This window comes from Streptococcus sp. DAT741 (assembly GCF_009866825.1).
Classification (GTDB): Bacteria; Bacillota; Bacilli; order Lactobacillales; family Streptococcaceae; genus Streptococcus; species Streptococcus ruminantium.
Window position 1 is genome coordinate 1,174,428 of record NZ_CP019557.1, and the last position, 26,199, is coordinate 1,200,626.

Below are 26,199 nucleotides of genomic sequence, written 5' to 3' on the forward strand. Positions count from 1 at the left end.
TAATATCTTAGACTGCTGCCCTGCCACTTAGTTTTACAAGTTTGATAATCATATCAAACTCTATAAAATCAATGCCATTTTTTATGATGAATTAACAACTTTACTACTCATTTACTTCTGCCATACCAGCCAATTGCTTCACGGACTATAAATCAGTAATATACTCACTCACAACCAGCAAAACTTTCCATCGTCTAGCGTTTGACTAAACTAGAGAATATACCTTTGTTTTGCCCACTATCTTTTAATCAATACAGATATATCATAACTAAAAAATTTATTTATTTTTTAACATAGAAAATAGCGGAATCAATTATTTGTGATATACTAGTGATAATAAAATGTTATCGGTAGGAGAAGTGTAGTGAATGAAAAGCTAGATTTAGTTGAAATAGAAAAGTTTTATAATGAACACGAAGCCATTTGGTATGATAACTGGTATCGATATACAAATAAATCGATTGAATTATTTTTAAAGAATAATTGCTCTTTTAATAATGATGATATTATTCTAAATGCTGGTTCTGGGGCAATACATATGGTTTATCGGGTCATACAATCCATATGGATATAGCTGAGAAAACCTTAAGTAGAATTTCTGACAAAATTATCGAAATATTGAGAATATTCCTATGAGAGATAATTACTTTGATCATATTGTTTGTGTAGGTTCTGTAATAAATTATTGTGATGCTAACAAAGTAATCAGTGAATTTGAACGTGTGTTAAAAGTTAAAGGAACTTTGTATTTAGAGTTTGAACCTAGTGATAGTTTTGAGTATTTCGGAAGTAACAAATACAAAAAATCCGTTTCAATTATAGAAACGGATTACTTAAAGACTAGGCATAGTAATTGGATATTTTCGGTAAAGTATATTGAAAATATATTAAAATCTCAGGGTTTCAAATTGATACCAAGTATCAGTTCATATAATAAGTTCTATCATCCTTAGAATAACGAATAACTACGATCTTGCAGCAAAGTTCACTGGACTAGATAAGATTGTTAGATTTTTTCCAGAATGCAACTGTTCTAGCAATATAATTTTGAATTACTAAATTCACTAGCAGTATTTTTTTTAGTAAAAATGGAGTATCTAACATTATGCTAGATTAATTATTGAGTTTAGTCAGCTTCGAATAAATTAATGATTAATCAATATTAATATAAATATAGATGTTAAATTATAGTTTAGTTTCTTTTTATGCAGTACTTTAACGTATGCATTTTGATTTTATCTTATTAACTTCAATAAACTGCAGTGTTCAGGTAACTCTTCAAGTTTATTTTGAATACTGAAAAAAGTATTTTGATCTGATTATTATATCGAAGTCTCTCACTTTCACTAAAAAATGTACATACCAATTTATATAGTATTCAAAATATAAAGATTGGATAATTCTAATATAAGTCTCTTTGGAATCGTCTTTATGTTAGTATTAGAATTAATCATTAATTTAGCTTCGAAGCTGCTAAACTCATTATTAATCTAAAGATATGTATAGTGAATTCTATAGTAAATTTCATAAATTTATATTATAGAACAGTTCATTGAAAAATTAACATCTTATCTAGTCATAACTTTGCTAAATCGTATTATTGTTATTCTAAATGATAGAACTTATTATATAAACTGATTCTTAGTATCATTTAAATAGCTAAGTAAGTATTATTTTTTCTGTATGCATCTTCGACAGCTATATACTCTAATTACAACTGTTTTAGTGGATTTTAAGTATGTACACATTGCTAGGCTCAATATTTGTATCGTTTAAGAAGAAGAGAAAAAGTAGCTCTCAAATTCTACAATTTTATTATCTAGCACAATATGTAGCTCGTATTATGTTTGTTCTATATTTGAAGTAGTAACTCTTAATTTTTCAGCTATATCATATGGATTGTATGACATAACTATGTATTGCAGAAAGCATTTGAATAATAATCATTTTAACAGAATCAATATAGTCAGTATCGGATGATGTCTTAATTAACTTAATTTTGTAATTATTTTCAAGATACTGGTTGTTCATTTTCACTTCTCCTACCGATAACATTTTATTATCACTATACAAAATGACTAAATCAGTTTATAATAGCGTAATTATTGATAAAGGAGACATTCATGAATTACACTATTATTTCTACTTACTTGGACTACTGTAAAAACCATAGACGTTTAAGCCAACATACTATCCGAGCATATAAAAATGACCTCAATCAATTTTACAATTCCAAACAGGAAAATATAGAAAATTATGTCGAATACTTAACAAAATCAGATATTAAAACGAGTACCTTACGACGAAAAATCGCGTGTCTAAAAGTTTTCTATAACTATCTAAAGTCCCAAAATATAATCAAAGAGAATCCCTTTAGTAAGTTACGCTTTCAATTTCGACCGGAAAAATCCTTGCCCAAAACTATTCCTTGTAGGGAATTAAAAAAGATTTATCTATATCTAAGCAAGAGGTGTCTAACTACCAAAACACCTTATCAGAGACAAAAAGCCGAGCGAAACTTACTTATTATCTCTCTCCTACTATCAACTGGCATAAGGATTTCAGAACTTTGTCATATTCAAATTTCAAGTATCAATCTCTCAAATCGTACTCTACATATTATGGGTAAAGGAAAAAAAGAACGAATAATATTTTTAGGGGACAATACCACTTTTATCCTATTAAAATCATACATAACAGCATATTGTAATGAGTCGGATAAGTTTTTATTTCCTGGTAATACTCCACACAGGCCACTATCCGATCAAAGTATCCGCTTAATCTTAAAAAATATTCGAGAGCATATTCATCTGAATATTCCTATTACACCTCATATGTTTCGACATAGCTTTGCTACGATGTTATTAGATAACGATGTAGATATTCGTTACATCCAACAAATACTTGGACACAGTTCTATTTCTATAACCCAAATTTACACCCACGTATCACAATCGAAGCAAAAAGAAATCTTAAGTTTATACAATCCAATCACCTCTATTCTTCCCAAATAACATGCTTAAGCTGGCGTGAAAAACTTTGAGCAAACTCTATTGTAGAGCCTTTTTAAGCATAGAAAAAACTTACGGACTAACCAAACTCCATTAGAAAATTATATGGAATTTAAAATGTTCTACAGCATAGGCGCGCGTTAAACTTGAAATCTCCTATTCGATGAACTGATTCCTCTAAAGAACTATGATGCTAAACATAAATGTCGCGTAAACAAAGGAAATAACTACGATGATTGCTCACTCCATCTCAAGAGTAAGTTACTCTCTGTTGACTAGCAACTAACTAATTCATGACATCCGTTATTATAAGTATAAAATATTAAAAAAGGCATGAATCCCATGGAATATGGAAAAACATACCTTTTAACTATCTAATTTAATTGAAACTTAGCAGATAACCTTTCTTATTTTCCACCAGAGACTTTCATCTCTGTGCTCTTTCAATCTACTGAACTCGACTTTCCTCTACAGCACCCCTAACTTGTTCTGCTGTCTGCCCTAAAACCTCTCCAGCCTTGGCCGCTTGTTCAGAGACAAAATCAGTCGTTGCCTTCCCTGCCTCTGTTACACGATCCTGAATTGTTATGGATTCTTTTTCAAATTCACCACGTGTCTTAATATCTACAACATGGACATTAACTTCAATGACTTCTAGATGGGTCATACGAGCGACTTCTTCACTGATAATTAACTTGATTGTATCAACAATTTCCGGAATATCACGACCGTATTCTACAACAATTCGCAAATCAGTTGCAACTTGCTTTGTTCCAACTTCAACATTAACCCCTTCAGTAACATCATCACTGTTAATAATTTTGTTTTTAAAATCCGTCAGGAATCCACCACTTACCGAAAGTAGACCTGGTACTGTCTCCAATGATTTACCAATGATTTTTTCAATAACCCTGTCACTGTACGTGATGTCTCCTTTAAGACCTGCTGCTTCATGTTGTTGCGTCAAGTTGTTAGTTGTTTGATTTGACATAATGAGTTCCTCCGCCTATTTCTTTAATGTATTACTTTCCTGCTTCATCATTGTCCGTGTGTTTTTTGACACCATCAATGATGCCTTCGACAGTACCCTTGACATCCGCTGCTACTTCCTTGATCTTACCGGCCACCTTATCAACAACACCTTCTGCCTCAATCTTTTTATCATCAGTCAGTTTTCCGACAGTCTCTTTGATAGTGCCCTTTGCTTGATCCAATTTTGCATCGATTTTTTCAGTCATATAATTTCCTCTTTCTACTTTTAACCTAGCTTATTACTACTAAATTACACGTGGTTCATCTGATTCTGTTAGGTTTTGGATTCCCTTAGCAGCTTTGTTATAATGGGCTGAGGCAAACTCACCAGTTGTTTGAGCAACTTCAGTGATTCGTTCCTGCAAACTAATCTTTTCTTCTTCATACTGCTGGCGGGTCTTAATATCTACGACGTTAACATTAACTTCTACGACATCTAAGTTTGTCATTCCCTTAACTTCTGTTTCGATGACCTTTTTAATATCTTCGAAAATTGTTGGAACATGTTTTTTGTACTCAGCCACAATATTCAAATCCACTGCAACTTGTTTTTTCCCAACTTCAACATTCACACCATCTCTGGTTGAGTCTGTATTAACCAATTTTTCTTTAATATTGGATAAGAAACCACCATCCACTCCCAAAAGACCATCTACGGATTCGAGAGCTAGTCCGATGATTTTTTCAATAACTTTATCATCATAAGTTAAATCACCACGGATAGTTTTTGCTTTTGTTAGTTCTACTGCTTGAGTCATACATTATACCTCTCTTTATTAGTTTATGTTTGCACTACTTATTTGAACAACTGTTTCAAAAGCTGTGTTTTTTGTAAGTAATTAGCAATGAAGATACCGCTTAGCATAAAAGCTACAATTAGTAACGTTTTTAAAAATCCAATTTGTATCAATAGTACTGCCACGAGTAAACCGACTAATGCACCTGTTATTGAGTATTGATAATGACTAAACCATTTTTTCCAGTTCATAATGCCTCCTATTCTACACGACTAGACGTTCCTTTCTGCTTAGGCTCGATATGAGTGACAGCTACATGGTAGTCTAATTTCTTGGCAATACCAAAGAATTGCTCCAATCCTGCCCGAATTTCTTTCTCTAGGGCTGCTAGTTTTGCGGGAACATCAACCTTTGGAACAATCCGTCCACTCGCGTAAACCTTGAAGCGATTACGAAACATCTTCACTTTGACAGCGGGTGAAGGCATGATTCCTTCTTCCTGAATCAAAGTACGAATATAAGATTCAATAGCATCTTTTTTGATTTCTAATCGTCCAGATTCTGTATCCTCCAATTCAACCTCTGTATAAAGTCTTGGATAAAATATCACTACCAGAATGAACATTAGGAGAAAGATTAGCACCGCCGTTGCCGTCCAAAAGATATAGGGAGCTAAGGTACTTTGTAAAGCTGACTTGAGATATAAGGAAGTTATTAGATTAGATACTTGATCCGGAAACCTTACCTTATCCACAGTCATTAGAGCCAATATTCCAACTAGAAGACTTAGAAGAAATCCGAAACTAACGAAACTTATTTTTTTGACCCTATTCATAAATTTCTCCCTCTAGCGAGATTTTCCTAGAAAGAAGGAAACGACTGCGACTACAATAACAGCTCCAAGAATTGAAGGAATTAAAGCCATGCCTGCTAAAGTTGGTCCCCAAACACCAAAGAGTGATTGGCCAACCGAGGCACCAATGAGCCCAGCCAGAATATTAGCTATCCATCCCATAGAGCCACCTCTTTTTGTTACAGCTCCAGCAACAACTCCGATAAATGCACCTACAATAATTGACCACAACATATTCTATGTTCCTTTCTGTATAGTTGCTAAAATTGACAACTATTTTTTTAATATATATTGTCATTTTACAGATTTTGAAGATAGTTGTCAACACTTTTGCTCATAGTTGCAACATTTTTTAAAAAATAAGTTGTCAAGTTTAGATAAAATAAATATCTCAAAAAAAAAAAAAAGACTAGGACACAAATCCTAATCTCAGCTCTTTAGGGAACCATCACCCTGATCCCCTCAGGCAGTACAGTCAATTTAACAGGTAAATAATCACTTTTATCTCCATCAATTCTTGTTCGAGCACTTCTGTAGCGTCGCTTGTATTGTTTAATCGATAGTTCTGAAGTACGAAAATGTTGAAGCTCTTGTAGTTGAGCGACTTCCCCTCTGAAAATACGAGGCAGACGAAGCAACCATCGCCACAAAGAAACATCTGAGAAGAGATAAACACTCATCAAACCATCGTCAAATTCAGAAACGGTATCAAATTGGGTTATGCCACCGATTGACTTGGTCAAAGTAATGAGCAAAATCTTAGTTTTATACCTGACGAGCTCTTGCCCATATCTTAGCTCCAGATAATAATTCCTATTTCTAAAAAGAACCCGTATCGTATCCTTAAGATAGGCTAACGGTCCCCATTTTCTTTTTTGTGCCGATGTTACCTTAGCTGCAATATCTGCCATAATGCCCAGAGTCAAACTCGAAATGGCGTATTGCTGGTTGACCTGGCATAGTTTTACAGCTTTAACCTGCCCCTTCAAAAGGTTTGGAATAGCTGCTTCTCCAATAGGAATTCCCAAGGATTTAGCAAAATTATTAACAGTCCCTGAGGGTAATATTCCCAGAACAGAATGGCCACCACCTTCATAGATACCACCTGCTATTTTATTTATGGTACCATCACCACCCATGGTAACCACCAAATCAACCCGTTCTTCAGAAGCTTGTTTGGCCAGAGCTACCGCTTCTTCAATACTTTTAGGTTCATGCAAGCAGATATTTTTTTCTTCTACCCCCTCACCTGCCAGATAGGTTGTCAATGTTTTGATTAAGCTTGTTTTATCACCAGAGCCTGACTTAGAATTGTAAAGAACCAATACTTTCATCTGCTTCCTCCCTTTCCTATCATTTATTATAACAAAATTCAGAAGAAGTTAGGAATCTAGTATTTCGCTTAGCGTTATTAGTAAGATATGAAAAGGGAGAATAGATGAGGACAAGGGAGGCTTCTCATTGGAATGAAGCAAGGTAATTACTATGAACTTAAAAAGACACTGTTGTTTATTTTTTATATTGTCTATTTTTAAAAATATCACTATATCAATAAGAAAAATAACTATAAATCACAAAAAGTGACAACAACAAATAAAAATATTGTAGCTTATTTTACTTTTCTAATCAATCCATGATATAATAATCGTAAAATCAGAAAATAAGAAAACGGAGGTTATAATGCCTAACAGAAAATTGATTAAAACATCAAAATTTCAGAAAATCGCTGTTGAAGTGGCTAAAAAAATCGCTATCGGTGATTACCCCGTAGGTTCAAGTATAAAATCTCGCTCAACACTCTCAGCCACTTTCGGCGTTTCTCATGAGACCATCAGGAAAGCTATGAATATCTTAGCCGACCTCCACATTGTAACCCTTAAACAAGGTAGTGGGGCAACTATATTATCAAAGGAGCGCGCAATTGAGTTTCTTGATGATTTTGAAAGTACTAATGATATCGAAACTCAAAAAAATAATATTCTAGAACAAATCAAAGAACAAGAAAGGCACCTAAAAAAATTATCCGGCTTGGTTTCTATCTATCTGGAACAGACTAAATTAGTCAACAAAAAATATCCCCTTGATCCCTATGGTCTCCGTTTATCAGCGGATTCTGAATTTATAGGAATGCAGCTCCTTGATGCTCAGATTTGGCATAAGACAGGGGCCACAATAGTGGCTATCGAGCGAAATAACGAACTCCTTCTCTCACCTAGTCCTTATCAGACATTCCAGAAGAATGATACAATCTACTTTATTGGTGAAGAACCTAGCTATGCTCGCATGGCTAATATCTTTAACCTTTCATAGTTTCACCTATGCTAAGAGCACAGTATAGAATTTCTCAGCTACTGATGAAGCCGAGACCAAACAAAAATTTTCAACTTTTGGCCCCCTTCTTCACCTATTGCTGTTCAATGAAATGACATACATAAAAATAAACAAAAAATGTGAAAAGAACCACTTATAATGCCCAGTATAAAAATTATATACTGTGCTTATCCAGAGGTTCTTTTTTCATAGCTGAGAAAGTTTACAATGTATTCGCCCATCTTCACTCTGTATTCCCTAATTAAAATGAGGAACTGTCTATCCCAATCATTTGATAAACTGCTATTGACCTACTGGTGAAGCTTGTCAAAAACCATTAAGGCGATAAAAAGATACAAACAGGCCATATCTATTTACTCTGCCACTATTAGTCTTAGAAATCAAAGGTTAACAATAATTTTCATCTAGAAACTCCATTACGACAGAAAAATTTAGATTTGATAACTATTTATATTTTTCTATACTTCTACTTCTGTTCCTTCAAGAAATCAAACGGTGATGTCTTCATCAAGACCAATAGTGATATGGTCTAGCACTCAACACAGATCAAGTGCCAAACTCTATTTGGTTCTACTTAAATACCAGGCTGTAGTGTCTATCAAGCAGGCGATTTTCTTCTAATATTCTCTCCTACTTATCATCAAGCAATTCAATGTTCTCACTTAAAAGCTCCAGTGCCTTAGAGTATTTCTTTGTACAAGTAGCTACTTCCTCCTAATATGATAACAACTGTTACAAATCTATCTATCCTTAGAGGAGAGACACCATCTTCTGAAATGACTAGATTTTTATCAATGAATCCCAGCCTCTATCTAATTTATATAAAATAATTATACTCTCTATGCTTATATAAATTCCAGTTTTCCACTTATACGTGACTTTCTTTCCATAAATTTCAATAGAAGAGAAGTTACGAATATGAAAGAAAAACCTAAGGCTAACTCTTCATAAATTAGTCCATAATATTTAGAAAGGCTATTTCCTTCTACTAAACCTTGAGCAATCTGAATAGATCTTGTCAAAGGTAGAATATTAGAAAACCATTGTAAAATATGAGGTAATTTACTAATTGGAAAATTAGCACCGGTAAAAATCAACAACAATCGACTTGCTAAATTCAATACAAGATTTGTCTCACTGGTAATTAAAATAAAACATGAAAATATATATCCAAAACTCATGGCTACAAAAGAGGAGAGAAAAAGAACTACAACAAACGAAGAAATCATTCTTATATTCCAACTAATTCCTAAAATAAAACTAACTAATGTCACTCCTATAGTTACAGATAGCATACTCGTAATCATTGTGCTAGTGGCACTGGAAAACAAGATTGAGCTTAACTTAGTTTTGGAAGCCATTAGAAAACTCAGTGTCCCATTGTATTTCTCTACCATCAGTTGTGTTCCAACACCAAACAAAGCGCCAAAAGAGGCAATGAGTATCGCATTTCCAATCATCCACTTTTGAATGTAATCCGTTCCGTAAATGTATCCGGCAACCATAGAGAAAAACAAGGTTTGTGAAATGGGAGGAATCAAGTCAAACATCATGTATGTTTTCCAATCCGACATTATTGAGGATTGTTTGTAAGAAAAGACAATCCTTCTAAAAAATCTTAAAATACTTTCCATTTAATACACCTCCAAAGTTGCGTCAATTCTACTTTTTTTCTCTACACTGACAAAGGCAAAGTAAGCAATTATAAAATTAAATACGGTAAGTAAGGAGAGAATTGATATAACAATAAATATCTCTTTTAAATTCCCACCGTATACAGCCAGTTCAAATCCTTCCATTACCCATGTTGGAGATAAAATATACGAAAACCACTTAACATATTGAGGGATAACATCTAAGGAAAAAACCATTCCGGTTACTAACAGTAGCGGATACTCTATTAAGTTCATTAACAACCGAGCACTTCTTGATAAAGTAAATGCTGAACACATTAGCATCCCTATACTGACAAAAGTCAGTACTGCCAAGACAATCACAATTACTAATAAGCTAAAATTTTTAACAACCAAAAAACGATTAAATAATATGGTCACAAAAAATACATTCAACAAAAATGCTATTACTCCCCAAAGACTGTTACCAAGTAATTTACCAAAAATAATCTTTTTAAAACCTGACGGTGATGTGAATAAAATAGGTAACGTCCCTAAATACTTTTCTCTGTTTATATCTGCCGCTGATGAAAAACAAATAATCGTCCAAAATGAAGATAGAGAGGTTCCCAAAATAGCATATAAAGTAAATTCTTGATTGGATCTATTACTATACATTAGCCCTAAGAGAACAGCATTACACAGAGGATTTAAAAATAGACAATAGCGAAACATACTTCTTGCTATCGCTTGCTTCATATGTACAAGAGCACTAGAAATAATAACTTTCATACTCCTGTCTACCTCACCAAATTCAAATAAATGTCTTCCAGTGTTACATCTATTTCTTTTTGTTCTTTCACTTTATCTTGAAGAATTTTTGTTCTATCTTCATCTGAAATTAATGATGCAATTTCTGGTAATGTACCACAGGTTACAATTTCGCCTCGATTAATGATTGCAATTCTATCACAAAGTTCCTCAGCTTCAGCCATATAATGGGTTGTTAAAAGAATTGTTTTCCCATTTTTAGCTAGCTCTTTTATGATGTTTCTCAACTCAAGTGCTCCTACTGGATCAAGACCAATACTCGGTTCATCTAAAAAAATTATCTCAGGATCATTTAACAATGCTCTAGCAATCTGAAGACGCTGCTTCATACCTTTTGAGAATGTCTCTACTCTACGTTTTGCAACACTATTCAACCCAACCTGTTTAAGTAAAGCTGGAATCAAAATCAGTTGCTTCTTTCGAGGTATCTTATATAAATCTGCAAAATAAAACAAATTATCCTCAGCAGAAAGTCTAAAATATAAACTTCTTTCTCCTCCAAAAATGAAATTTATTCTCTCGCGAATTTGTTGCTCATCTTTATAAATATCAAATCCAGATATTTCTACTTCACCTGATGTAGGAAGAAGCATTGTTGAAAGAATTTTTATTGTAGTTGACTTGCCTGCACCATTCGGACCTAATAAGCCAAAAATTTCTCCTGGATAGATTTCAAAGGAGAGGTCCTCAACTGCTTTAACAACACTAGGGTTCTGTTTAAAGAAACTCTTCTTTTCTGAATATTCTCTGCTCAACCGTTGAACTTTAACTACTGAATCCATAAAACCTCTTTTCTATTTTCATAAAAATCGATACACATCTAATTCGATTTTAATAGAATTTTATTTTTATGTCAATAAAAAAAATGTGGCTGTTACACCACATTCTTTATATTTACAGGTCAATCGAAAAGTCCTCAAGTAATTTCTTTAGTACTTCTTTCATTTTTGTTTCTGATATGGAATAATACTTTGAATTTTTAACCGGCTCCTCATTGATCAAGCCTACATCTTTCAAAAGTGAGATATGATGTGAAACAGTTGAAGGTGCTAGTTGCAACTCACGACTGAGCTCCTTACTATTCAAAGGAGAGGTGTGTTGTAATAGCTTCAAGATTTGATACCTGGTCTCATCAGAAATTATTTTGAGAACAGGCAATAAAGAAATCGTACTAAACTGAGGCTGACTGATATTATAAATCAAGATTTGCTTATTATTGCTAGTTCCATCATTATAGAATAATCTTACACATTTCCTAAAAAGTAAAAGTGTTGGTACAAAATAATAATGGTCATAAGGGCCTACGTTTTTAAACTTTTTTCCCATCATGCGTTGTGACACTTCAAATGAACTTTCATTTTGAAGATCCTGTATTAAGTTGTTTTTAAAGTCCCAAAACTGTTTTTCACTAGAGACCAGTTTTTCTCTCAAGGCATCATTTATCAACTCTCTTGATAAATCGAAAAATTCATTCAAGTAGCGGTCATTTTCTCGTAAAAAACAAGAAAAACCTAAAAAGTTAGAGCAACTTTCTTGCACAGTAAAAAATAGACTATTTAAAATTCCATCGTCGCTAAGAGCCTTTAAAATGGTTTCCGAAGCTATGCCACAATCATATGGCCAATCAATTAAACGGTAAATTCTTTCTCCCTTATTTAACCTAGCAATACTTGATTGAATCGAGTCTAGACTAAGCTCTTCCGAAATGCTATCAAGTAAAAAATCAAGAATGGAAATATTTGTTAAATCCTTTACCGCATGAAAGGTTTCAAATAAAAAGCGATAACGTTTTTTCCAATCTTCAATTTGGGCTTTAGAATAAAAATTTAGAGCAAGAAAATCATCTTCATCGTGCAACAAATAAAGACAGGCTAACATTGCCTCTATATCCTCAGAAACTGTATAGATTGCCTTATCCGACATCACTTGATAATCAGTCATTTTTCCTCCATGTAACCCTCAAAGCAAGAGTCTCATTTCAATTATACCACCTTTTCTCTATCTATACATATAAAAATCACTTAGTCATTTTCTATTCCCCCATACGCACAAATTGTTCCTTTCTTGATTAGTCGTCTGATAGTTTGATTGTTGGCATCATAAGTCTCTATCTCAGTATCCTTAAAGATCATCTTACCAAAAATGGAAAAGTCAGAAGAGAGCTTGGTTTCAATGACGGTAAGCCCCATAGCAACTACAAGCTCTGTCACGTCAATCTTGGTAGGTGACTGTAGTATTTGGCTAGAAAGGCATTGGTCAACTCATCAAAGTCTGCCTTTTTGATGTAGGGGACACCTGACCGACTAAGGGCTCGGCTACACCTTCTATTTTGTTCTTTCAGGTCAACTGACTGAATAACAAAAGACTGAATACCATTATCTAAGACAACTTCTGTGACCAGCGAGAGCCAGATGGTTTTCTCATCTACTTCAAGCTCTCCCTTATACCGCTCGCTCACTTCCACAAAGTCAGTTACCACAATCTTCATCTCTAAACGGTTATTGTCTAACATAGAGGTGTAAATAGCATAGACATCAATATCTATCAACTCGATATAATTTCTGGGATTTCGGATATTTCTAGTTGATAAATCAATCTCCTCTCTGTGTTCAATCAAAAATGCCCTGGCCTTAGCAAAAAGGAGGTTATAATACTTCTTTTAGATATGGGTTTCAAGAGATGGTCTGGACATGGCAGGACTCCTTTTCTTTTATCTTAAATTCTATTATAGCCTATGGTACAATTTGTCAAGTTATAAAATGACAAATGAGAAAAAGAGGAATTACTGATGTTCTCACCCAGTAAACTAAAACACTATCGATTAGCTAATAACCTATCTCAGACGGCTATCGCAAATAAACTAGGTGTCACCAGAGCAACTCTCTCAGCTTGGGAAACAGACAAAACTGTTCCCAATAAAAAACACCTTCAAGAACTAGCTCAACTCCTACACACTCACCCAGATAACCTGCAGGAAGAACACCCTCATCTCACTCTTTATAAACAGCTCAACAAGACAAACAAAAAAAAGTCGATGAACTCACTCATGACCTTCTCATGAAACAAAAAGTTGTCCCACTCTTCTCTGTTCATGTCCTTGACAACGTGGCTCTATCAGCTGGGTACGGTAACGATATCTGGGATGAATACGAAACTAAGGAAGTTTTCACAGATAGGGAATACCTCTACGATGTAGCGACATGGATTGACGGTCACTCTATGGAACCAGTTTATCAAGATGGAGAGGTCGCTCTTATAAGAGAAGGTGGTTTTGATTACAACGGTGCAGTCTACGCCATTGTCTGGAACGATCAAGTCTACATAAAGAAAGTGTATCTTGAAAAAGATGGCTATCGCCTAGTTTCAATCAATGACTCCTATCCAGATAAGTTTGTACCAGCCGAGGATAATCCAAGAATTGTAGGGAAAATAGTTAGAAACTTTATGCCTATAGAACAGTAAAGAGCTTGGGACAAAAAGATTTTCAATTTTGAAAATCTCAATTATCAAGTCCTTTAGATCTAGAATTGAACAAAAAAAGCGAACAAAACTAGTTTTCTGACAATCAGAATCTTGGTTTGTTCGCTTTTTATATATGAGATTGGACTATTGTCCCAACCTCTTTTGAGTACTGCTAGTATTTCTTATATCACATAACTAAATGGTACTTATTTCAAAAGGTTTTTCCACTGAAATTGCATGTTCAAACACCCTAATCATCACATCCAGTAAATTACTACCATTTAAAGTGATGAAATAATCCGATAGTAGTTTAATTTCCGAGCAAATTTGATTTCCCCAAGGAGCAGATTCTTCTAAGTTCTCAAAATCCCAAACATTGTCATAAGACGACAACTTGCTAAACTCTATTCGAATATTCTGCAGTTCAAGTAGACAATCCTTTAAATTATACACTGAAACTCTACCATAATACAATTCATTCATAAGGATTGGATATCGACTACCCCATTTTGAATTTTCAAGGCGTATAAATACAGTTGAAAAAAATGAATTAAAGAACCCAACTGATCCAACAGTGTAATAGCGCAGACCAACTTTTAATGCAACTGACATCTCATTCTCCTTTAAAGCGCTATTTTTAAAATGGTATATTAAACAAGACTAAACATTTTTGCTTTGATATTTTTTCTTAGATATAAAAGATGACACCAAGAACACTATGAACAACAGAACATCAACAACGTACAAAGACCTACTCTCAAGATATATTCGGATAGCATTGACCAAAAAAGCTATTGATAGAACGAGAAAAACGTACGGTATGGATTTTTTCATGAATTTCAACCTCCTCAATATCAGTATACTGAAGTCGTAGTAAAGAATCATGAGTAAAAAGGGTAATTATTTGATATATCCTAACTTTTGAGCCTTTATAACCGCCTTTAAAGTTGAATCCACTTCAAGTTTTTCTAATATATTTTGGATATGGTTTGTTAAAGTCCTATCAGAAATATAAAGGGATTTCGCAATATCTTTTCGTTTTTCACCATTGCCTAAGTGCATAAGAATCTCTTTTTCACGTTCTGTTAGTCCATCTATAAAATAATTCTGATTGGGAAAATAGTCTTTCTCGCAGGAGATATCTTTAATAATTTGAATTAATTTTTTAGAACTTATATTTTTAGGAACAAATCCTTTTACCCCAATTCGTTGAGCTTGATATTCATATACAGGTAAATCAAAGCCTGTTAATAGTACAATCTTACAGTCGCTGTATTTCTCTAAAATATCTTGAGCTATTTCAAAACCATCTGAACTAAATTTATTGTCTAAGTTAATGTCTAACAATATCACTCGGTATTCTGTCAAAGTTGAAAACAATTTTTTAAAATCATCCTCATTAGTCACAATATCAATGTGAATGTCTGACTGATACTGATGTATAGCTAAGGCTAAACTCTCTGCAAACAGGCTATGGTCATCTATTAATAAAATTTTCAATCGCTTTCTCTCCTTCCATCATCAGTTTAATATCAACTTGCAATCCATTAGAATCAGCTTGTTGAAAGGTAATAGCTCCTCCTACTGCCTTTACTTGTTCTTCCAAAACTGACAACCCGTGTCCGTGTTTAAAAGGCTTTAGCTTTTGATAACAACCATCATCAATGACCGACAAAGAGAGCTCCCGTCCATCTCTAACCAATGTAACAGTAATCGTTTGGCCTCTGGAGTATTTATAGGAGTTATTAACGAGCTCTCTTAGCCATCTGTAAATTAGAAAATCATAAGGAGGGTAGATTACTAAATCTTTTGCTGAATAAAATGCTAGAGAAATAGCCGTTTCAGGATAACGTTTTTCAAACGATTTTAGCACCATACGATAATTGTCATATAATGATAACCCTTTGAGTAACTGAGGACTATACTGATTCATTCGCTCACGGACAAAAATATTGAGATACTCTAATCTTTCTTCTATCGTTTTGACAGCGATACTTGGATTATCCAATCGAGACAACTGAATCAAAGCGTTTATATCCTGAAGAATATTATCATGCAAGAAATTCGCAAACTCTTGATTCAAAGCTTCCTCTTTCAAAACTGAACTAATCCCTACATAATCAGAATACGTACTTCCAGTTATTAGTCTGTAACTTTCTCCAAGTAACTGTAAGAAGTACTGAGTATATACAATAATTGTTACAATTTCAAGAACAACTAAACTCCTTCTATTTAAAATTAGAATAAACAGAACAATATAAAATAAAACTAGAAAGATAATCGTTAGTAATTGTTCTTTTTGCCTAAATACTGCGTCATTATGATAAAACAAGATGAGTACTAATCCTGCAATTAGAGCTAAAAAATAAAATAGCCATAAACCAGAAAATAAAACTGATGATTGAAAAAAAATGAAACCGATAGAAGTGAAACAAATTATGAGATAAGAGATTAACACCATTAACCAATAAAATCTATTGGAATCATTTCTATAAAACGTTTGCTTGCTCCTTAGAAAAACAATTAAGAGAGCCATCACGAAAGTGACAACCAAATAAAGCGAAAAGGCAAGACTAGTCAATTCTGGAAAAAATAAGCTTGTACCAGATAAAAGTCCTACTATCATCATGAACAGATAAAATGAAGTCTGTAACTTTTGAAAAAACAAGCTAAGAGATATGGATATTAATGAAGAATAGATTATGATGCCAGTTAAATATTGTAACCAAATAGGAACTGCAGTCCCCCCTATGACAAATAAAATAGAGTGACACTGACCAAATCTAACTAACCATACAATAAATTTGCTAATTTTAGACCTAATAGAAATTGTTCTATGCAAAATAAAATCCAATAGTAATAATACATTTAAAACAAGCAAAAGCAAGCTAGTTTCGATGTTATCTAGAAATCCTTTAAAGGACAAATAAATAAATCCTGTAATAAACAAAGCATAATACGCTGTACTTAACAAATTTCTTCTCATGTTTTACTCAAATCTATTCTTTTTCCTAAGTAGTATTATACCAATAAAAGACAAAGAAATGATTAGGAAAACAGCTAAATAGTGGATTGCAGCAAATGATTTAAAATCAGCCACATAACTTAAATAAGAGTACGGGTTAGCAATCCATATGATTTGTCCTAAAGGGAGACGTCCGAGGACGACTCCTACAACAGCTACTAAAATTGGTAATACATAAGTCCCACTGAACTGATGTATCAGCAGACTAATATTGACAAGTGCAACGATGCTTAAAATTGATAGGATCAAAAATAAACTATTATCAATAACCACGTTGAGGACACTCTCTCCTCTCAAGGCAACAAATACTAGTGGAATAAAAAAGTGACAAAGAAATATGAGTGGTATTACTATCCAATAAAATTTCAATATGGAGAACTGTATCTGTTGGCTAGAGATTCCTTTTATTGTTAAGTTTTGAAAAGCAGTATTCTCTACTTCACGGTAAATAGAAATGATTAGGAATACAGGAATCATCACTGGTAGTAAAAGATTACTGTATAAGTCTAGACCTGTCACAAATAAAACCTTTGCAGGAATCTCTTTGATTGTATATCCTGCGTAGCTTTGAAAAATGACTAAAAAGATACCTATCCCTATAAATACAGGAGCTAAATAAGTTCTCTTATACTTTAAAAATTCTAATTTCCACATAATTATAATCATTCCTTTCGTTTCACTCAAGGCTAAACACCGAATGAAAGGGTGCAGTTCCTTTATTTTTCCTTTATATTATAAAATGAGAAGGCCTATTACGACTACAGATCACGGAGAGATGAGTAGGTGAGTAGCTCTGTCTCCACCTTGAATTTTATAGGTTTAGCTCATCCCATCAAGCACAACTAACTGTGACGCTGTACACAGAAAACCAAAACAAGACAATGTCTATTCAAAACGCTATTCGCTTCACACAACAACACGGATTCTCTGTTGCTTAGTTTTCAAGCCTTCTTTTTAGCGTGCTCAAAATTACGATAAACCAGACATAAATTAACTGTTATTTTTTCAAACTTACCTACTAAAGATGAAATTTTTTAGTAGTGACTAAAAGAACAGCACCACTCCATATAATATTCCCTAGAGTGATTAGTAAAATTATCATTGGATTAAGAGCACTAGAAGTTATCAAATAAGAAATGCCATTTATTGGAAACACATAAACAAAAATCGGATTAGAAGCAAAAAGAGTTTGCAACAAAATAAGAATAATAACACTGCTTAGGGCAGATATACTGTTTTTTATTAACAGATGGGTACAAAACTGAAGTGTCATCGTGAGTAAGCTGAAAAATATAGTGGACGATAAAACTAAGAATACCATAGACCAATCAATTACTAACGATAAGTTGGTCTGTGTAACAATAACAAAGAAAATAGTTGACAGTAACTGATAAGAAATTAAAGACAGAATAACTGTGAAATATTTTGAAAAGAGAATTTTATTTTTCTTGCCTATCCCTAAAAGGAGTAATTCCCAAGTATGGTTATTGTGCTCAGTTGAAGTAACAAAATAGTTAATAATCCCATTTACCACTAAACTCACTAATCCAGAAAAACCCAAAAAGATCAGCATAGCCTTCTGAAAAGGTGTTTGCGCTATTTCCCCAACTCGCACATCTAATGATTTGAAGATAAAAACTGTTCCTAGTAATTGCAAACAAAAAGTAATGCCAAGCAATAACAAAGCTGTGGGAGTTCCCGCAAACCTCCTTATTTCATTTTTTATCAGCGTGACCATACACTTCATCTCCTTTCGTTAAGTCTAAGAAGATTCTTTCTAGATTTTTATTTGGTGAAACCTCCAAAATATCAACTCCTTCTTGTACAATTTCTTTTATTAAAACTGGTATATCTTGCTTGGAAGTCTTTATTTCAAAATGAGTTTCTTTTCGAACAAAAGAGATATTTCGGGCTTTCAAAACATTTTTCAGAACATATGGATTTGCAACTTCCAAATGATATGAGCTTTCCCTCTTATTATAAAGTTCAGAGAGGGGACCCTCAAAAATGAGTTCGCCATCATGTATTATACCGACCATATCCGCAATTGTTTCGATTTCACTAATATGGTGGCTTGATATAAAAATCGTTTTCCCTTCTTCTTTAGCTAGTCTGTATAAGAGTTCTCTGATTTCCACAATTCCTTTCGGATCTAGTCCATTCGTAGGTTCATCTAGTACCAGTATATCTGGATCATTCAGAAAAGCAAATGCTAAACCAAGGCGTTGTTTCATACCAAACGAGAATGAAGAGACTACTCTATTGCAGGCTTCACTTAAGCCCACTAAATTTAAAACTCGATCAATTTCTTCTTTCGGTTTTTTGAGAACTTCTTGTATAATAGCTAAGTTTTCATAAGCCGTTAAGTTTTTATAGTAACTTGGTGTACTAATAAATGCTCCGAATGTTGATTCCTGATTTTTTAAGTCTTTAAGACTTACCCCATCAAAGTATACGTTACCTTTTGTTGCAGGTAATAATCCTGTAAGGATTTTCATCGTTGTGGTTTTACCAGCTCCATTAGCCCCAATAAACCCATAAATTTTCCCTGAAGGAATCCTAATAGTAACATCTTTTAAAATGATTCGATCACCATATTTCTTACTTATATGATTTAAATGTATATCCATTTTCTTCCACTCCTAATTCTAATAGTTTTGATCCAGGTTTGATTAATTCTTTATCATGTGTAATAATAATTTTAGTTGCTCCAAGGCCATCAATAGCTGCCATAATGGCTTTAGCGTTTTCGGAATCCATATTACTTGTTGGCTCATCTAAAATAATAACTTTATATTCTTGCAAAAATAATCTTATCATTCCTATTCTTTGACGTTGACCAGTTGAAAAATTAGTACCATTTTCTAATATAAATAAATTTTCAATATTTAAAGCATGAGAGAACACATCTGAAAGATTTAGTTTATCAATTGCTAACATTAATTCTTCAACAGTATAGTTTGGACAGAATAATTTCAAATTTGACTTCAAAGTGCCTTTAAAAAGAATTGACGGATGTGATATATAGCAAACATCTCTTCTTAAATCTAACTTTTGGCTTAGAGAATTAACCCCTCCAATAGTTATTCTTCCCTTATTACCTGCTCCGCTAATACTTTGTAAGCCCAGTAAGATTTTAACCAAAGAGGTTTTACCGCTACCTGATTTTCCAGTTATAAAAAGAGTGTCTCCGTCCTCAAGAGAAAACGAAAGATTTTTGAAAAGATAAGCCGAATTATTATCATATCGATATGATAACTCATCAACATCAACTATGCCATTTTGAAGCTTTGCAAAGGTTTTAGGAGGTTGTTCTTCTCCTACTAAATCAATAAGTCTTTCAATATTTGGATACAGACTAGCTGCGTTAATAAGACTACTTACAATTCCCATCATGGGAGAATATAATATCATAGCCATAGAACTAATCAAAGCCACTTCTCCACTTTTTTCAGGACTCAATATAACTATAACTAGACTCACAATAGAAATTAAAAGAGAAAAGAATGTCGACGTAGTTTGCTGGAATGTAGTCGATTTAGCTTCTGCAATTCCTCTATCAATCTGCGACTGTACATAGTCTAATAAACTACTTTTAATCTTCTTTAGATAACGATGGGTAATCCCTGATCCAATTAAAAAATTATAAGCTAGGATACCATCACTGGCAACACTTCTAAATATAGACCGTTTATAACTTTCATTTTTAGATAATTTTATTAAATCAGTAATAAATATACAGTTAATGATAGCGATTAGTAAAATTAGCAAAATTATCATACTGGCGTAGATTCCAGCATTTAATATTAGATATAGACTTGCTAAGAAAATAAGCATTGTTGAGATAATCATATTGGGTACTTCAACTGCCAAAAATCTACAGATTTGAGGATTAAGCGATATTCGTGACATAATATCGCCACTATGATATCTAGCTATCTCAGATTCAGTTAAACTAAATAATTTCTCATAGATATTAACTGTTGATTTTTCTTCAAGAATTATAGTTTTTTGACTCCGTAATTTTTCTAAAATATAATTCAAGACAGCTGTTAAGCATATTACACCAATTAAAAAGAACACTCTGTGTATATTGATTTCTCTTGTTGACAAGTTATTAATTAATTTACTTATTAAAATAGGTGTCATTAATAAAAATATATTGTAACTCGCCAAAGCAATAGAATAGGTTTTACCAAGCTCAAAATTCCAAATTTTGGTATTTCTGATCCTAGATATCTTATTTATTATGGATAACTTTCGCTTAATAAAAGATTGATTGGGCTTTAGCTCCATACAATAACCTGAAAAAAATGTTATAAATGTATCTTTGTTAAGAGTTTTTCGACCATAATTAGGATCAAGTATAGTTGCCTCTAACTCATTGTACTTTTCTAACACTACAAAATGTGAGAAATCCCAAAAAAGTATTGCTGGAAGAACTATTGATGACATACCTTTCATATCATCTACTCTAAGCACAACAGCATCTACACCGAATTGTTTTGCAACATTCTTTATATCTCCCATGCTCCACCCAACAGCAGTATTCTTGTATTGATATAGTTCTGATAGCTCAACATCTCTTCCTAAATAATCCAAAATCATTGCTAAGCAACATGGTCCACAATCATTTTGCTGGGTTTGTAACTTTTCTCTTATTTTTTTCATTGCTCTTTACCTTAAAATCCTAGAGTAATAACAGAACCTCTAAGTGTTTTTTTTCGTTTGAGATAGTAGAGAAATCCTGATATTCCTGTAAATAGCGATATATCTTTTTTCAGAATGTTATTGTTATTGGACTTAAAAATTAAGGTTTCCTCCAACATTTTCAGTTTCTTCTGATACTCGTCAGAAAGTAAATTATCTTGATTCAATACTTGCAAGAAATCCAATCCGCCTAAAAATCCATGGCATAATGAATAATCCTCAGTCTCACTTAACTTATTCATTAGATAATCAATATTAGATAACACTTTATCAAGATATTTAGAGTCGTTACTTATTTTAAATAAAATATATTCAGAAACAAGATATCCTGTCAAACCGTTGCACCATCCCGATCCAGGGTATAACATAATATTATCCCGACTCTCAAAGTATTTAAATCTATTAGCAAACTCTGAATTATCTGGTAAAACAAGAGAACATATTTTATAAATAACTTTTATACCAGTAAACCCATGTGCAAACCCCACTTTAAACTGTTCCTGGTCTTTTGTTAATTCTAGAAAAACTTCTCCTAACTTCTTTAATTCAACAATATCTACAAATTTTGGATTTTTCAAAAATATCAAATATTTTTGTAAAATTAAACCACCGACTCCATCAATTATATCAAATTCAGTAAAGTCTAAATTGGGAATTATATCATCTTCTTTTATTGGAGAATTGCTTAAATTTTTATAAAGCAATAATGAAGCATAGCCATCAATTAGGCCTACGTCTTTTGAATTGATAATTTGTTGTTCAATAACTTTTAAATCAAATATTTCTTCCAATTCATCGTAAGATAATAACAATCCTAACTTCCCTTCATACAATCCCAAATTAGATTCTCCATATATGTAATTCCCATTAGGATCTTTCTGAAGGGTAAGAGCATACGGCGGTGTATCACTAAAGATTGACTCTCTTACTAATTTTTTAACATCTGCTTCAAGATGATTATTTCGCACTTGAGAAAAATTGTAATTATCAATATTTAAACTGACTCTAAGAAGATTTAATTGATATTGTAAATCTGCTTCAGACATACAATTTAACTTAAAATCTATAGAATCGTACAGACTCATAAAATTTTTTGCGTCAGTCATTGAAATAGTTCCAAAGTTACCAAATGTAAACAATGGAACTTCACCATTAACCAATTGATCAATTTCAATCATGATGTACTTCTTTTCATGACTATTAATCACAGGTATTTCTTTTAAGAAACTTGTTAAAATATTTCTTGTTTTTAGCTCGTCCATCAATAAATCTGGTACAGTTATTCGATCAATAAGTGCTGAATATATAGACGTATTTCTTAATACCAATCTACACTGTAAGACATTTTTATACTTTAAGATTACTGTTTTTAAAATTTTATAATAACTTCTTAACCTTGAATAACCAAAGATGAATCCAGATTCAATATCACCTAAAAACTTATTAGCCGAGACATGAACATCATCAAGCACTGGTAAAAATTCTTTAATATCTTTAAATTGATGCTCTTTTAATATTAAGCGTACTTCTGAACTAAACGGGTTTATTTCTTCAAAAATTTTTTTTACAACAATATTCTCTTGACCTATACTACTACAGTCAAATATTCCATCAAAATTTCGTCTATATTTCATGGGTAATAACCCAGTTGAAAAGATACTGTTTGAAATTTTTCCCTCTAGTTGAGACACAGGATTTATTAACGTTTCAAAATCGATTACATAGGGATGTTCTTTACAAGCAATAATATTTTCATTGTGCATATCATTTCCATTCAACACATACGTAAATGCTAGAAGTATTCCCATATTTCTATAAAATAAATGAATTTGATCTTTATCATGACAAGATAAATTGTCAATTTTCTCTTGAATCATAAAATTGTTACCAACAAATGTATCAGGAAACTTGAAATACTTGGAGTCGAATACTCTACGATTTAATTCATTCAAAATTGGATACAGAGTATATCCTGAAGTTTTATAAAAAAATGATTTACTTTGAAGTTGAAAGCTTATATTCCTATTACTACCATGATTGTCTCCCACTATTGATACTATTTTAACATTTATATTTTCCTTATTCAGGTCAAAATTTTCTATAATTTCATTATAATTTTGGCTTAAATTTGCTAAAAAACATTCAATACTCTGCTCATAATTGTCCTTTAATAACTTTAATCTTCTTTTTAAGACTGGATATTTATCAAGAAAGTATAATCCGTCATTAAGTATACTGTTACAAAATTCATTGTATTCTTTATATTTTGAATTGGTTCCTTTCTCTATCCTAAATAAATTAATTTCTTGGACTAATACAGGAAGTAGTATTTTTCTGAACTCCTCTTTAAAACTATTAAAAATGCTGTCAGAAAAGGAGCACACTCCATTAAATTTTGAAGTGGCGAATGAAAATTCTTCTATAACCTTCGATATGACTACATCAAAACTTCTTTCCTCTGCTATATTATTTGCCATATATATTACCTCTAAATAGAATAACAGGAAATGCCCTATCAAAAAATATGATAGGGCATACATAGCTACATAGCTACAAACTAATTTTTATTTTAACAGTTTTTACAACCAGAGATGAATCCAATGTTTACACAGATATTTGATAAAAAGCCTGGGCAATCTTTGGTTAAAGTCTTAACAAGCCCACTTCCAGCACCACCGACTAATAATGCAATTTCTTGATCAGTTGCAGTTTGAACATAAATTTCCGGATTAGTATTATTCATCATAAATTCCTCCTTGAATAAGTAATTATTTGTAACTATGTTTCCCTACAACTTCATTATAAATCGATTAGTGATGTAAAGCATGAGTAAAAAAGGCAAAAAATAAAAATTTTTTTGGTTCCAAATCTAAAAATATCGAAACATAAAAATAAAGTAAGCGTCCAATAACAAGGTATCTAGAAAATCCTCGAAACTTATGCCTCGAGGATTTTTGAATAGGGTTAGCTTGCTTGTAAGCGTCTAATAACGCTAACCGCCCCATAACGAAGTATATAGAAAACATCCCAAAGTCTATATTTGACTCTGGGATGTTTTTCTATTTACAGTTCCGTTGAATGGTTTCATTCCATGGTAAATAAGCCTCTAGCACCTCCTTTTTTACGAGTGTCTCCTCGTTAGGTAGATTGTCTAGAAGATAGGTCATATATTTCTCTGAATCAAGGCCGTGTCTCTTGGCTGTTTCCAAAAGACTCAAAATAACGGCTGTCGACTTGGCGCCCTCAAAGCTTTGAGAGAACAACCAATTTTTACGTCCTATAACCAAGATCTTCATAGACCTCTCAGCCATGTTGTTGGAAAGGACTAAGTTACCATCTGAGAGAACGGTTCGGAAGGTGGGTTCGTAGTTGAGACTATACTCAATCGCAGCACCCAATTCGGAACCTGGCAAGACAGCCTGTTCACGACACCAGTCAAAGAACTCATCCATTAAAGGGGCTAACTCTGCCTATCGGTTGTACAATCGCTCCTCAGCTGATAATCCCTCCCATTCCCTTTCAAGACTAAACAATTGGTCACAATAAGCTAAGCCTTTCGCGCCTAGAGAGCTCGTATCCGCCTTCTTGGGAGTTGCCTCAAAGAATTTCCGTCTCACATGTGCCCAGCAACCGACTAATGTGGCTTTGGGTAATTGTCGGTAGGCACTCCACATGTCACAGTGAACATAACCCTCATAATCCCCAAGAACTTCCTGAACAACCAAACCACTTCGGCGCTTGTCATGGTGATAGAGGGTAATCCCTTGCGCTTCCTGTTTTCCAGATAAGAAGGTCCAATAGTAGGTTAACTGACGATCACATTCTAAGACCTTGTAAGAGGTTTCGTCCGCATGAAGAATGGGCTGCTCCAGCAACTTCTCATGTAGAAGGGCATAAATCGGCTCGAAATAATATTGGCTAGACCTGATATGCCAGTTGGCTATTTCCTTGCGACTAATCGGTAAGCCCAGCTTGTTCCAATCCTCTTCTTGACGGTAATTCGGCACTTTCAGATTGAATTTCTGATGAATAGTGTGGGCGATGATAGAAGCTGAACCCAAGCTGTGTGCTATGGGGGCCTTAGGGACAGGAGCCTTGATAATCTTATCGCTGAGATTCTTCTGACTACATGCCTGACACCTATAGGCATGTTGGATATGGTCAACCCGTTTTAATTGCGCAGGAATAAAGATCAACTCTTGACGTTGAACCGTTGTGCCAATCTCCTTCAACGGCCCCTGACAGTCTGGACAAAGGCAATCTTCACCCTGTAATTCGTGATGAACTATCTCTGGAGTGAATTGGCTTAAAACACCCTGACGCACTCCCTTAGTTTTCTTACGTTTATAGGTAATCATTTCTGTCTCAACTGGGTAAGTCAGCTTCTTCTTCAGGGAGACTTTCTTCACCAAACAAGCTCAGCTGACCGAGTTGATGTACTACCTTTTCGGATGATTTTCCGTAGAGTTTCTGTCTCAGATATTCAACCTGCTCACGAAGGAGGGTCAACTCGTTGGTAAGTTGTTCAATCGTTGAGGTCTGTTGTTTTATAATTGCCATTAACTCATCCATACGATTGAGCCTCCTTCTTTTT

The 26,199-nt window shown here is 33.4% G+C and carries 27 protein-coding genes and 2 pseudogenes; 5 read left to right on the plus strand and 24 right to left on the minus strand.

Annotation, left to right across the window (positions count from 1 at the left end; translation table 11 throughout):
- Positions 1 to 364 precede the first annotated feature (364 nt).
- The 3 genes from BZG42_RS05595 (at position 365) to BZG42_RS05605 (ending at position 3,014) form a co-directional block, all read left to right on the plus strand.
- Entirely contained in the window at positions 365 to 574 is a 210-nt protein-coding gene (locus tag BZG42_RS05595) for a hypothetical protein (RefSeq protein WP_159780096.1), read from the plus strand.
- Between the two features lie 58 nt (positions 575 to 632).
- Positions 633 to 953: a methyltransferase domain-containing protein gene (locus tag BZG42_RS10275; protein ID WP_159780098.1), complete on the plus strand. Its 321-nt coding sequence runs from the start codon at positions 633 to 635 to the stop codon at positions 951 to 953.
- A 1,170-nt stretch (positions 954 to 2,123) separates the two neighbouring features.
- Entirely contained in the window at positions 2,124 to 3,014 is an 891-nt protein-coding gene (locus BZG42_RS05605; RefSeq protein ID WP_120171786.1) for a tyrosine-type recombinase/integrase, read from the plus strand.
- A 445-nt stretch (positions 3,015 to 3,459) separates the two neighbouring features.
- On the opposite strand, the gene BZG42_RS05610 is transcribed toward BZG42_RS05605, so the two are convergent.
- The 7 genes from BZG42_RS05610 to BZG42_RS05640 all read right to left on the minus strand — a co-directional run bounded on the left by BZG42_RS05610 (position 3,460) and on the right by BZG42_RS05640 (position 6,967).
- Entirely contained in the window at positions 3,460 to 4,002 is a 543-nt protein-coding gene (locus tag BZG42_RS05610; protein WP_120171787.1) for an Asp23/Gls24 family envelope stress response protein, read from the minus strand.
- Positions 4,003 to 4,033: 31 nt separating this feature from the next.
- A complete protein-coding gene (locus BZG42_RS05615; RefSeq protein WP_024532563.1) occupies positions 4,034 to 4,249 on the minus strand; it encodes a CsbD family protein in 216 nt (71 codons plus the stop codon).
- Positions 4,250 to 4,288: 39 nt separating this feature from the next.
- Positions 4,289 to 4,801 carry an Asp23/Gls24 family envelope stress response protein gene (locus tag BZG42_RS05620; protein ID WP_120171788.1) on the minus strand — a complete coding sequence of 171 codons (513 nt, stop codon included), beginning with the start codon at positions 4,799 to 4,801 and terminating at the stop codon, positions 4,289 to 4,291.
- A gap of 38 nt (positions 4,802 to 4,839) precedes the next feature.
- Positions 4,840 to 5,031: a DUF2273 domain-containing protein gene (locus BZG42_RS05625; protein WP_120171789.1), complete on the minus strand. Its 192-nt coding sequence runs from the start codon at positions 5,029 to 5,031 to the stop codon at positions 4,840 to 4,842.
- 8 nt (positions 5,032 to 5,039) lie between these two features.
- The gene (amaP, locus tag BZG42_RS05630) at positions 5,040 to 5,615 is read right to left on the minus strand and encodes an alkaline shock response membrane anchor protein AmaP (RefSeq protein ID WP_155996357.1); all 576 of its coding nucleotides are present in this window, start codon (positions 5,613 to 5,615) and stop codon (positions 5,040 to 5,042) included.
- A gap of 12 nt (positions 5,616 to 5,627) precedes the next feature.
- Entirely contained in the window at positions 5,628 to 5,867 is a 240-nt protein-coding gene (locus BZG42_RS05635) for a GlsB/YeaQ/YmgE family stress response membrane protein (RefSeq protein WP_155996356.1), read from the minus strand.
- A gap of 203 nt (positions 5,868 to 6,070) precedes the next feature.
- Positions 6,071 to 6,967: a diacylglycerol/lipid kinase family protein gene (locus BZG42_RS05640; RefSeq protein ID WP_120171791.1), complete on the minus strand. Its 897-nt coding sequence runs from the start codon at positions 6,965 to 6,967 to the stop codon at positions 6,071 to 6,073.
- Positions 6,968 to 7,313: 346 nt separating this feature from the next.
- On the opposite strand from BZG42_RS05640, the gene BZG42_RS05645 reads away from it, so the two are divergent.
- Positions 7,314 to 7,943 carry a TrkA C-terminal domain-containing protein gene (locus tag BZG42_RS05645; protein ID WP_032537900.1) on the plus strand — a complete coding sequence of 210 codons (630 nt, stop codon included), beginning with the start codon at positions 7,314 to 7,316 and terminating at the stop codon, positions 7,941 to 7,943.
- Positions 7,944 to 8,809: 866 nt separating this feature from the next.
- On the opposite strand, the gene BZG42_RS05650 is transcribed toward BZG42_RS05645, so the two are convergent.
- From BZG42_RS05650 to BZG42_RS05675, 6 genes are all read right to left on the minus strand, one after another.
- Complete coding sequence (locus BZG42_RS05650; protein WP_155996355.1) at positions 8,810 to 9,598, minus strand: ABC transporter permease; 789 nt, start codon at positions 9,596 to 9,598, stop codon at positions 8,810 to 8,812.
- The gene (locus tag BZG42_RS05655; protein ID WP_120171793.1) at positions 9,599 to 10,369 is read right to left on the minus strand and encodes an ABC transporter permease; all 771 of its coding nucleotides are present in this window, start codon (positions 10,367 to 10,369) and stop codon (positions 9,599 to 9,601) included. It lies immediately after the preceding gene.
- A gap of 8 nt (positions 10,370 to 10,377) precedes the next feature.
- Positions 10,378 to 11,190: an ABC transporter ATP-binding protein gene (locus BZG42_RS05660; RefSeq protein ID WP_155996354.1), complete on the minus strand. Its 813-nt coding sequence runs from the start codon at positions 11,188 to 11,190 to the stop codon at positions 10,378 to 10,380.
- Between the two features lie 112 nt (positions 11,191 to 11,302).
- Complete coding sequence (locus BZG42_RS05665; protein ID WP_155996353.1) at positions 11,303 to 12,349, minus strand: ArsR/SmtB family transcription factor; 1,047 nt, start codon at positions 12,347 to 12,349, stop codon at positions 11,303 to 11,305.
- Positions 12,350 to 12,429: 80 nt separating this feature from the next.
- Positions 12,430 to 12,618, minus strand: a complete 189-nt coding sequence (locus tag BZG42_RS05670) for a hypothetical protein (protein WP_155996352.1) — start codon at positions 12,616 to 12,618, stop codon at positions 12,430 to 12,432.
- Positions 12,615 to 13,025: a hypothetical protein gene (locus tag BZG42_RS05675; protein WP_155996351.1), complete on the minus strand. Its 411-nt coding sequence runs from the start codon at positions 13,023 to 13,025 to the stop codon at positions 12,615 to 12,617. The genes BZG42_RS05670 and BZG42_RS05675 overlap by 4 nt, the downstream gene beginning before the upstream one ends.
- A gap of 171 nt (positions 13,026 to 13,196) precedes the next feature.
- Between BZG42_RS05675 and BZG42_RS05680 the strand changes: the two are divergent.
- A pseudogene (locus BZG42_RS05680) lies at positions 13,197 to 13,870 on the plus strand (LexA family transcriptional regulator).
- 195 nt (positions 13,871 to 14,065) lie between these two features.
- On the opposite strand, the gene BZG42_RS05685 reads toward BZG42_RS05680, so the two are convergent.
- The 11 genes and pseudogenes from BZG42_RS05685 to BZG42_RS05735 all read right to left on the minus strand — a co-directional run bounded on the left by BZG42_RS05685 (position 14,066) and on the right by BZG42_RS05735 (position 26,177).
- Positions 14,066 to 14,482: an Imm70 family immunity protein gene (locus BZG42_RS05685; RefSeq protein ID WP_155996350.1), complete on the minus strand. Its 417-nt coding sequence runs from the start codon at positions 14,480 to 14,482 to the stop codon at positions 14,066 to 14,068.
- A 288-nt stretch (positions 14,483 to 14,770) separates the two neighbouring features.
- Positions 14,771 to 15,370, minus strand: coding sequence for a response regulator transcription factor (locus BZG42_RS05690; RefSeq protein WP_155996349.1), 600 nt, complete (start codon positions 15,368 to 15,370; stop codon positions 14,771 to 14,773).
- Positions 15,348 to 16,856 (minus strand): ATP-binding protein, encoded by a 1,509-nt coding sequence (locus BZG42_RS05695; protein ID WP_120171797.1) that lies wholly within the window; start codon positions 16,854 to 16,856, stop codon positions 15,348 to 15,350. The genes BZG42_RS05690 and BZG42_RS05695 overlap by 23 nt, the downstream gene beginning before the upstream one ends.
- A gap of 3 nt (positions 16,857 to 16,859) precedes the next feature.
- Positions 16,860 to 17,549, minus strand: coding sequence for an ABC transporter permease (locus BZG42_RS05700; protein ID WP_024533068.1), 690 nt, complete (start codon positions 17,547 to 17,549; stop codon positions 16,860 to 16,862).
- A gap of 364 nt (positions 17,550 to 17,913) precedes the next feature.
- A complete protein-coding gene (locus BZG42_RS05705) occupies positions 17,914 to 18,633 on the minus strand; it encodes an ABC transporter permease (RefSeq protein WP_155996348.1) in 720 nt (239 codons plus the stop codon).
- On the minus strand, positions 18,611 to 19,525 hold the full coding sequence (locus tag BZG42_RS05710; protein WP_120171800.1) for an ABC transporter ATP-binding protein: 915 nt from the start codon (positions 19,523 to 19,525) through the stop codon (positions 18,611 to 18,613). The genes BZG42_RS05705 and BZG42_RS05710 overlap by 23 nt, the downstream gene beginning before the upstream one ends.
- Complete coding sequence (locus BZG42_RS05715) at positions 19,497 to 21,566, minus strand: cysteine peptidase family C39 domain-containing protein (protein ID WP_155996347.1); 2,070 nt, start codon at positions 21,564 to 21,566, stop codon at positions 19,497 to 19,499. The genes BZG42_RS05710 and BZG42_RS05715 overlap by 29 nt, the downstream gene beginning before the upstream one ends.
- An 11-nt stretch (positions 21,567 to 21,577) precedes the next feature.
- Positions 21,578 to 24,082, minus strand: a complete 2,505-nt coding sequence (locus BZG42_RS05720) for a DUF4135 domain-containing protein (protein WP_159780100.1) — start codon at positions 24,080 to 24,082, stop codon at positions 21,578 to 21,580.
- Positions 24,083 to 24,174: 92 nt separating this feature from the next.
- A complete protein-coding gene (locus BZG42_RS05725) occupies positions 24,175 to 24,351 on the minus strand; it encodes a type A2 lanthipeptide (protein ID WP_227985572.1) in 177 nt (58 codons plus the stop codon).
- A gap of 313 nt (positions 24,352 to 24,664) precedes the next feature.
- Positions 24,665 to 26,017 (minus strand): annotated as a pseudogene (tnpC, locus tag BZG42_RS05730) (IS66 family transposase).
- Entirely contained in the window at positions 25,971 to 26,177 is a 207-nt protein-coding gene (locus BZG42_RS05735; protein ID WP_155996345.1) for a hypothetical protein, read from the minus strand. Before BZG42_RS05735 ends, tnpC begins: the two are co-directional and overlap by 47 nt.
- Between the last annotated feature and the right edge of the window lie 22 nt (positions 26,178 to 26,199).

What these genes read in the sequence shown, in the direction of transcription:
- BZG42_RS10275 (WP_159780098.1), top strand. Translation starts at nt 633, where the DNA reads ATGAGAGATAATTACTTTGATCATATTGTTTGTGTAGGTTCTGTAATA.
- BZG42_RS05605 (WP_120171786.1), top strand. Translation starts at nt 2,124, where the DNA reads ATGAATTACACTATTATTTCTACTTACTTGGACTACTGTAAAAACCAT.
- BZG42_RS05610 (WP_120171787.1), bottom strand. Translation starts at nt 4,002, where the DNA reads ATGTCAAATCAAACAACTAACAACTTGACGCAACAACATGAAGCAGCA.
- BZG42_RS05615 (WP_024532563.1), bottom strand. Translation starts at nt 4,249, where the DNA reads ATGACTGAAAAAATCGATGCAAAATTGGATCAAGCAAAGGGCACTATC.
- BZG42_RS05620 (WP_120171788.1), bottom strand. Translation starts at nt 4,801, where the DNA reads ATGACTCAAGCAGTAGAACTAACAAAAGCAAAAACTATCCGTGGTGAT.
- BZG42_RS05625 (WP_120171789.1), bottom strand. Translation starts at nt 5,031, where the DNA reads ATGAACTGGAAAAAATGGTTTAGTCATTATCAATACTCAATAACAGGT.
- amaP (WP_155996357.1), bottom strand. Translation starts at nt 5,615, where the DNA reads ATGAATAGGGTCAAAAAAATAAGTTTCGTTAGTTTCGGATTTCTTCTA.
- BZG42_RS05635 (WP_155996356.1), bottom strand. Translation starts at nt 5,867, where the DNA reads ATGTTGTGGTCAATTATTGTAGGTGCATTTATCGGAGTTGTTGCTGGA.
- BZG42_RS05640 (WP_120171791.1), bottom strand. Translation starts at nt 6,967, where the DNA reads ATGAAAGTATTGGTTCTTTACAATTCTAAGTCAGGCTCTGGTGATAAA.
- BZG42_RS05645 (WP_032537900.1), top strand. Translation starts at nt 7,314, where the DNA reads ATGCCTAACAGAAAATTGATTAAAACATCAAAATTTCAGAAAATCGCT.
- BZG42_RS05650 (WP_155996355.1), bottom strand. Translation starts at nt 9,598, where the DNA reads ATGGAAAGTATTTTAAGATTTTTTAGAAGGATTGTCTTTTCTTACAAA.
- BZG42_RS05655 (WP_120171793.1), bottom strand. Translation starts at nt 10,369, where the DNA reads ATGAAAGTTATTATTTCTAGTGCTCTTGTACATATGAAGCAAGCGATA.
- BZG42_RS05660 (WP_155996354.1), bottom strand. Translation starts at nt 11,190, where the DNA reads ATGGATTCAGTAGTTAAAGTTCAACGGTTGAGCAGAGAATATTCAGAA.
- BZG42_RS05665 (WP_155996353.1), bottom strand. Translation starts at nt 12,349, where the DNA reads ATGACTGATTATCAAGTGATGTCGGATAAGGCAATCTATACAGTTTCT.
- BZG42_RS05685 (WP_155996350.1), bottom strand. Translation starts at nt 14,482, where the DNA reads ATGTCAGTTGCATTAAAAGTTGGTCTGCGCTATTACACTGTTGGATCA.
- BZG42_RS05695 (WP_120171797.1), bottom strand. Translation starts at nt 16,856, where the DNA reads ATGAGAAGAAATTTGTTAAGTACAGCGTATTATGCTTTGTTTATTACA.
- BZG42_RS05700 (WP_024533068.1), bottom strand. Translation starts at nt 17,549, where the DNA reads ATGTGGAAATTAGAATTTTTAAAGTATAAGAGAACTTATTTAGCTCCT.
- BZG42_RS05705 (WP_155996348.1), bottom strand. Translation starts at nt 18,633, where the DNA reads ATGGTCACGCTGATAAAAAATGAAATAAGGAGGTTTGCGGGAACTCCC.
- BZG42_RS05710 (WP_120171800.1), bottom strand. Translation starts at nt 19,525, where the DNA reads ATGGATATACATTTAAATCATATAAGTAAGAAATATGGTGATCGAATC.
- BZG42_RS05715 (WP_155996347.1), bottom strand. Translation starts at nt 21,566, where the DNA reads ATGAAAAAAATAAGAGAAAAGTTACAAACCCAGCAAAATGATTGTGGA.
- BZG42_RS05720 (WP_159780100.1), bottom strand. Translation starts at nt 24,082, where the DNA reads ATGGCAAATAATATAGCAGAGGAAAGAAGTTTTGATGTAGTCATATCG.
- BZG42_RS05725 (WP_227985572.1), bottom strand. Translation starts at nt 24,351, where the DNA reads ATGATGAATAATACTAATCCGGAAATTTATGTTCAAACTGCAACTGAT.
- BZG42_RS05735 (WP_155996345.1), bottom strand. Translation starts at nt 26,177, where the DNA reads ATGGATGAGTTAATGGCAATTATAAAACAACAGACCTCAACGATTGAA.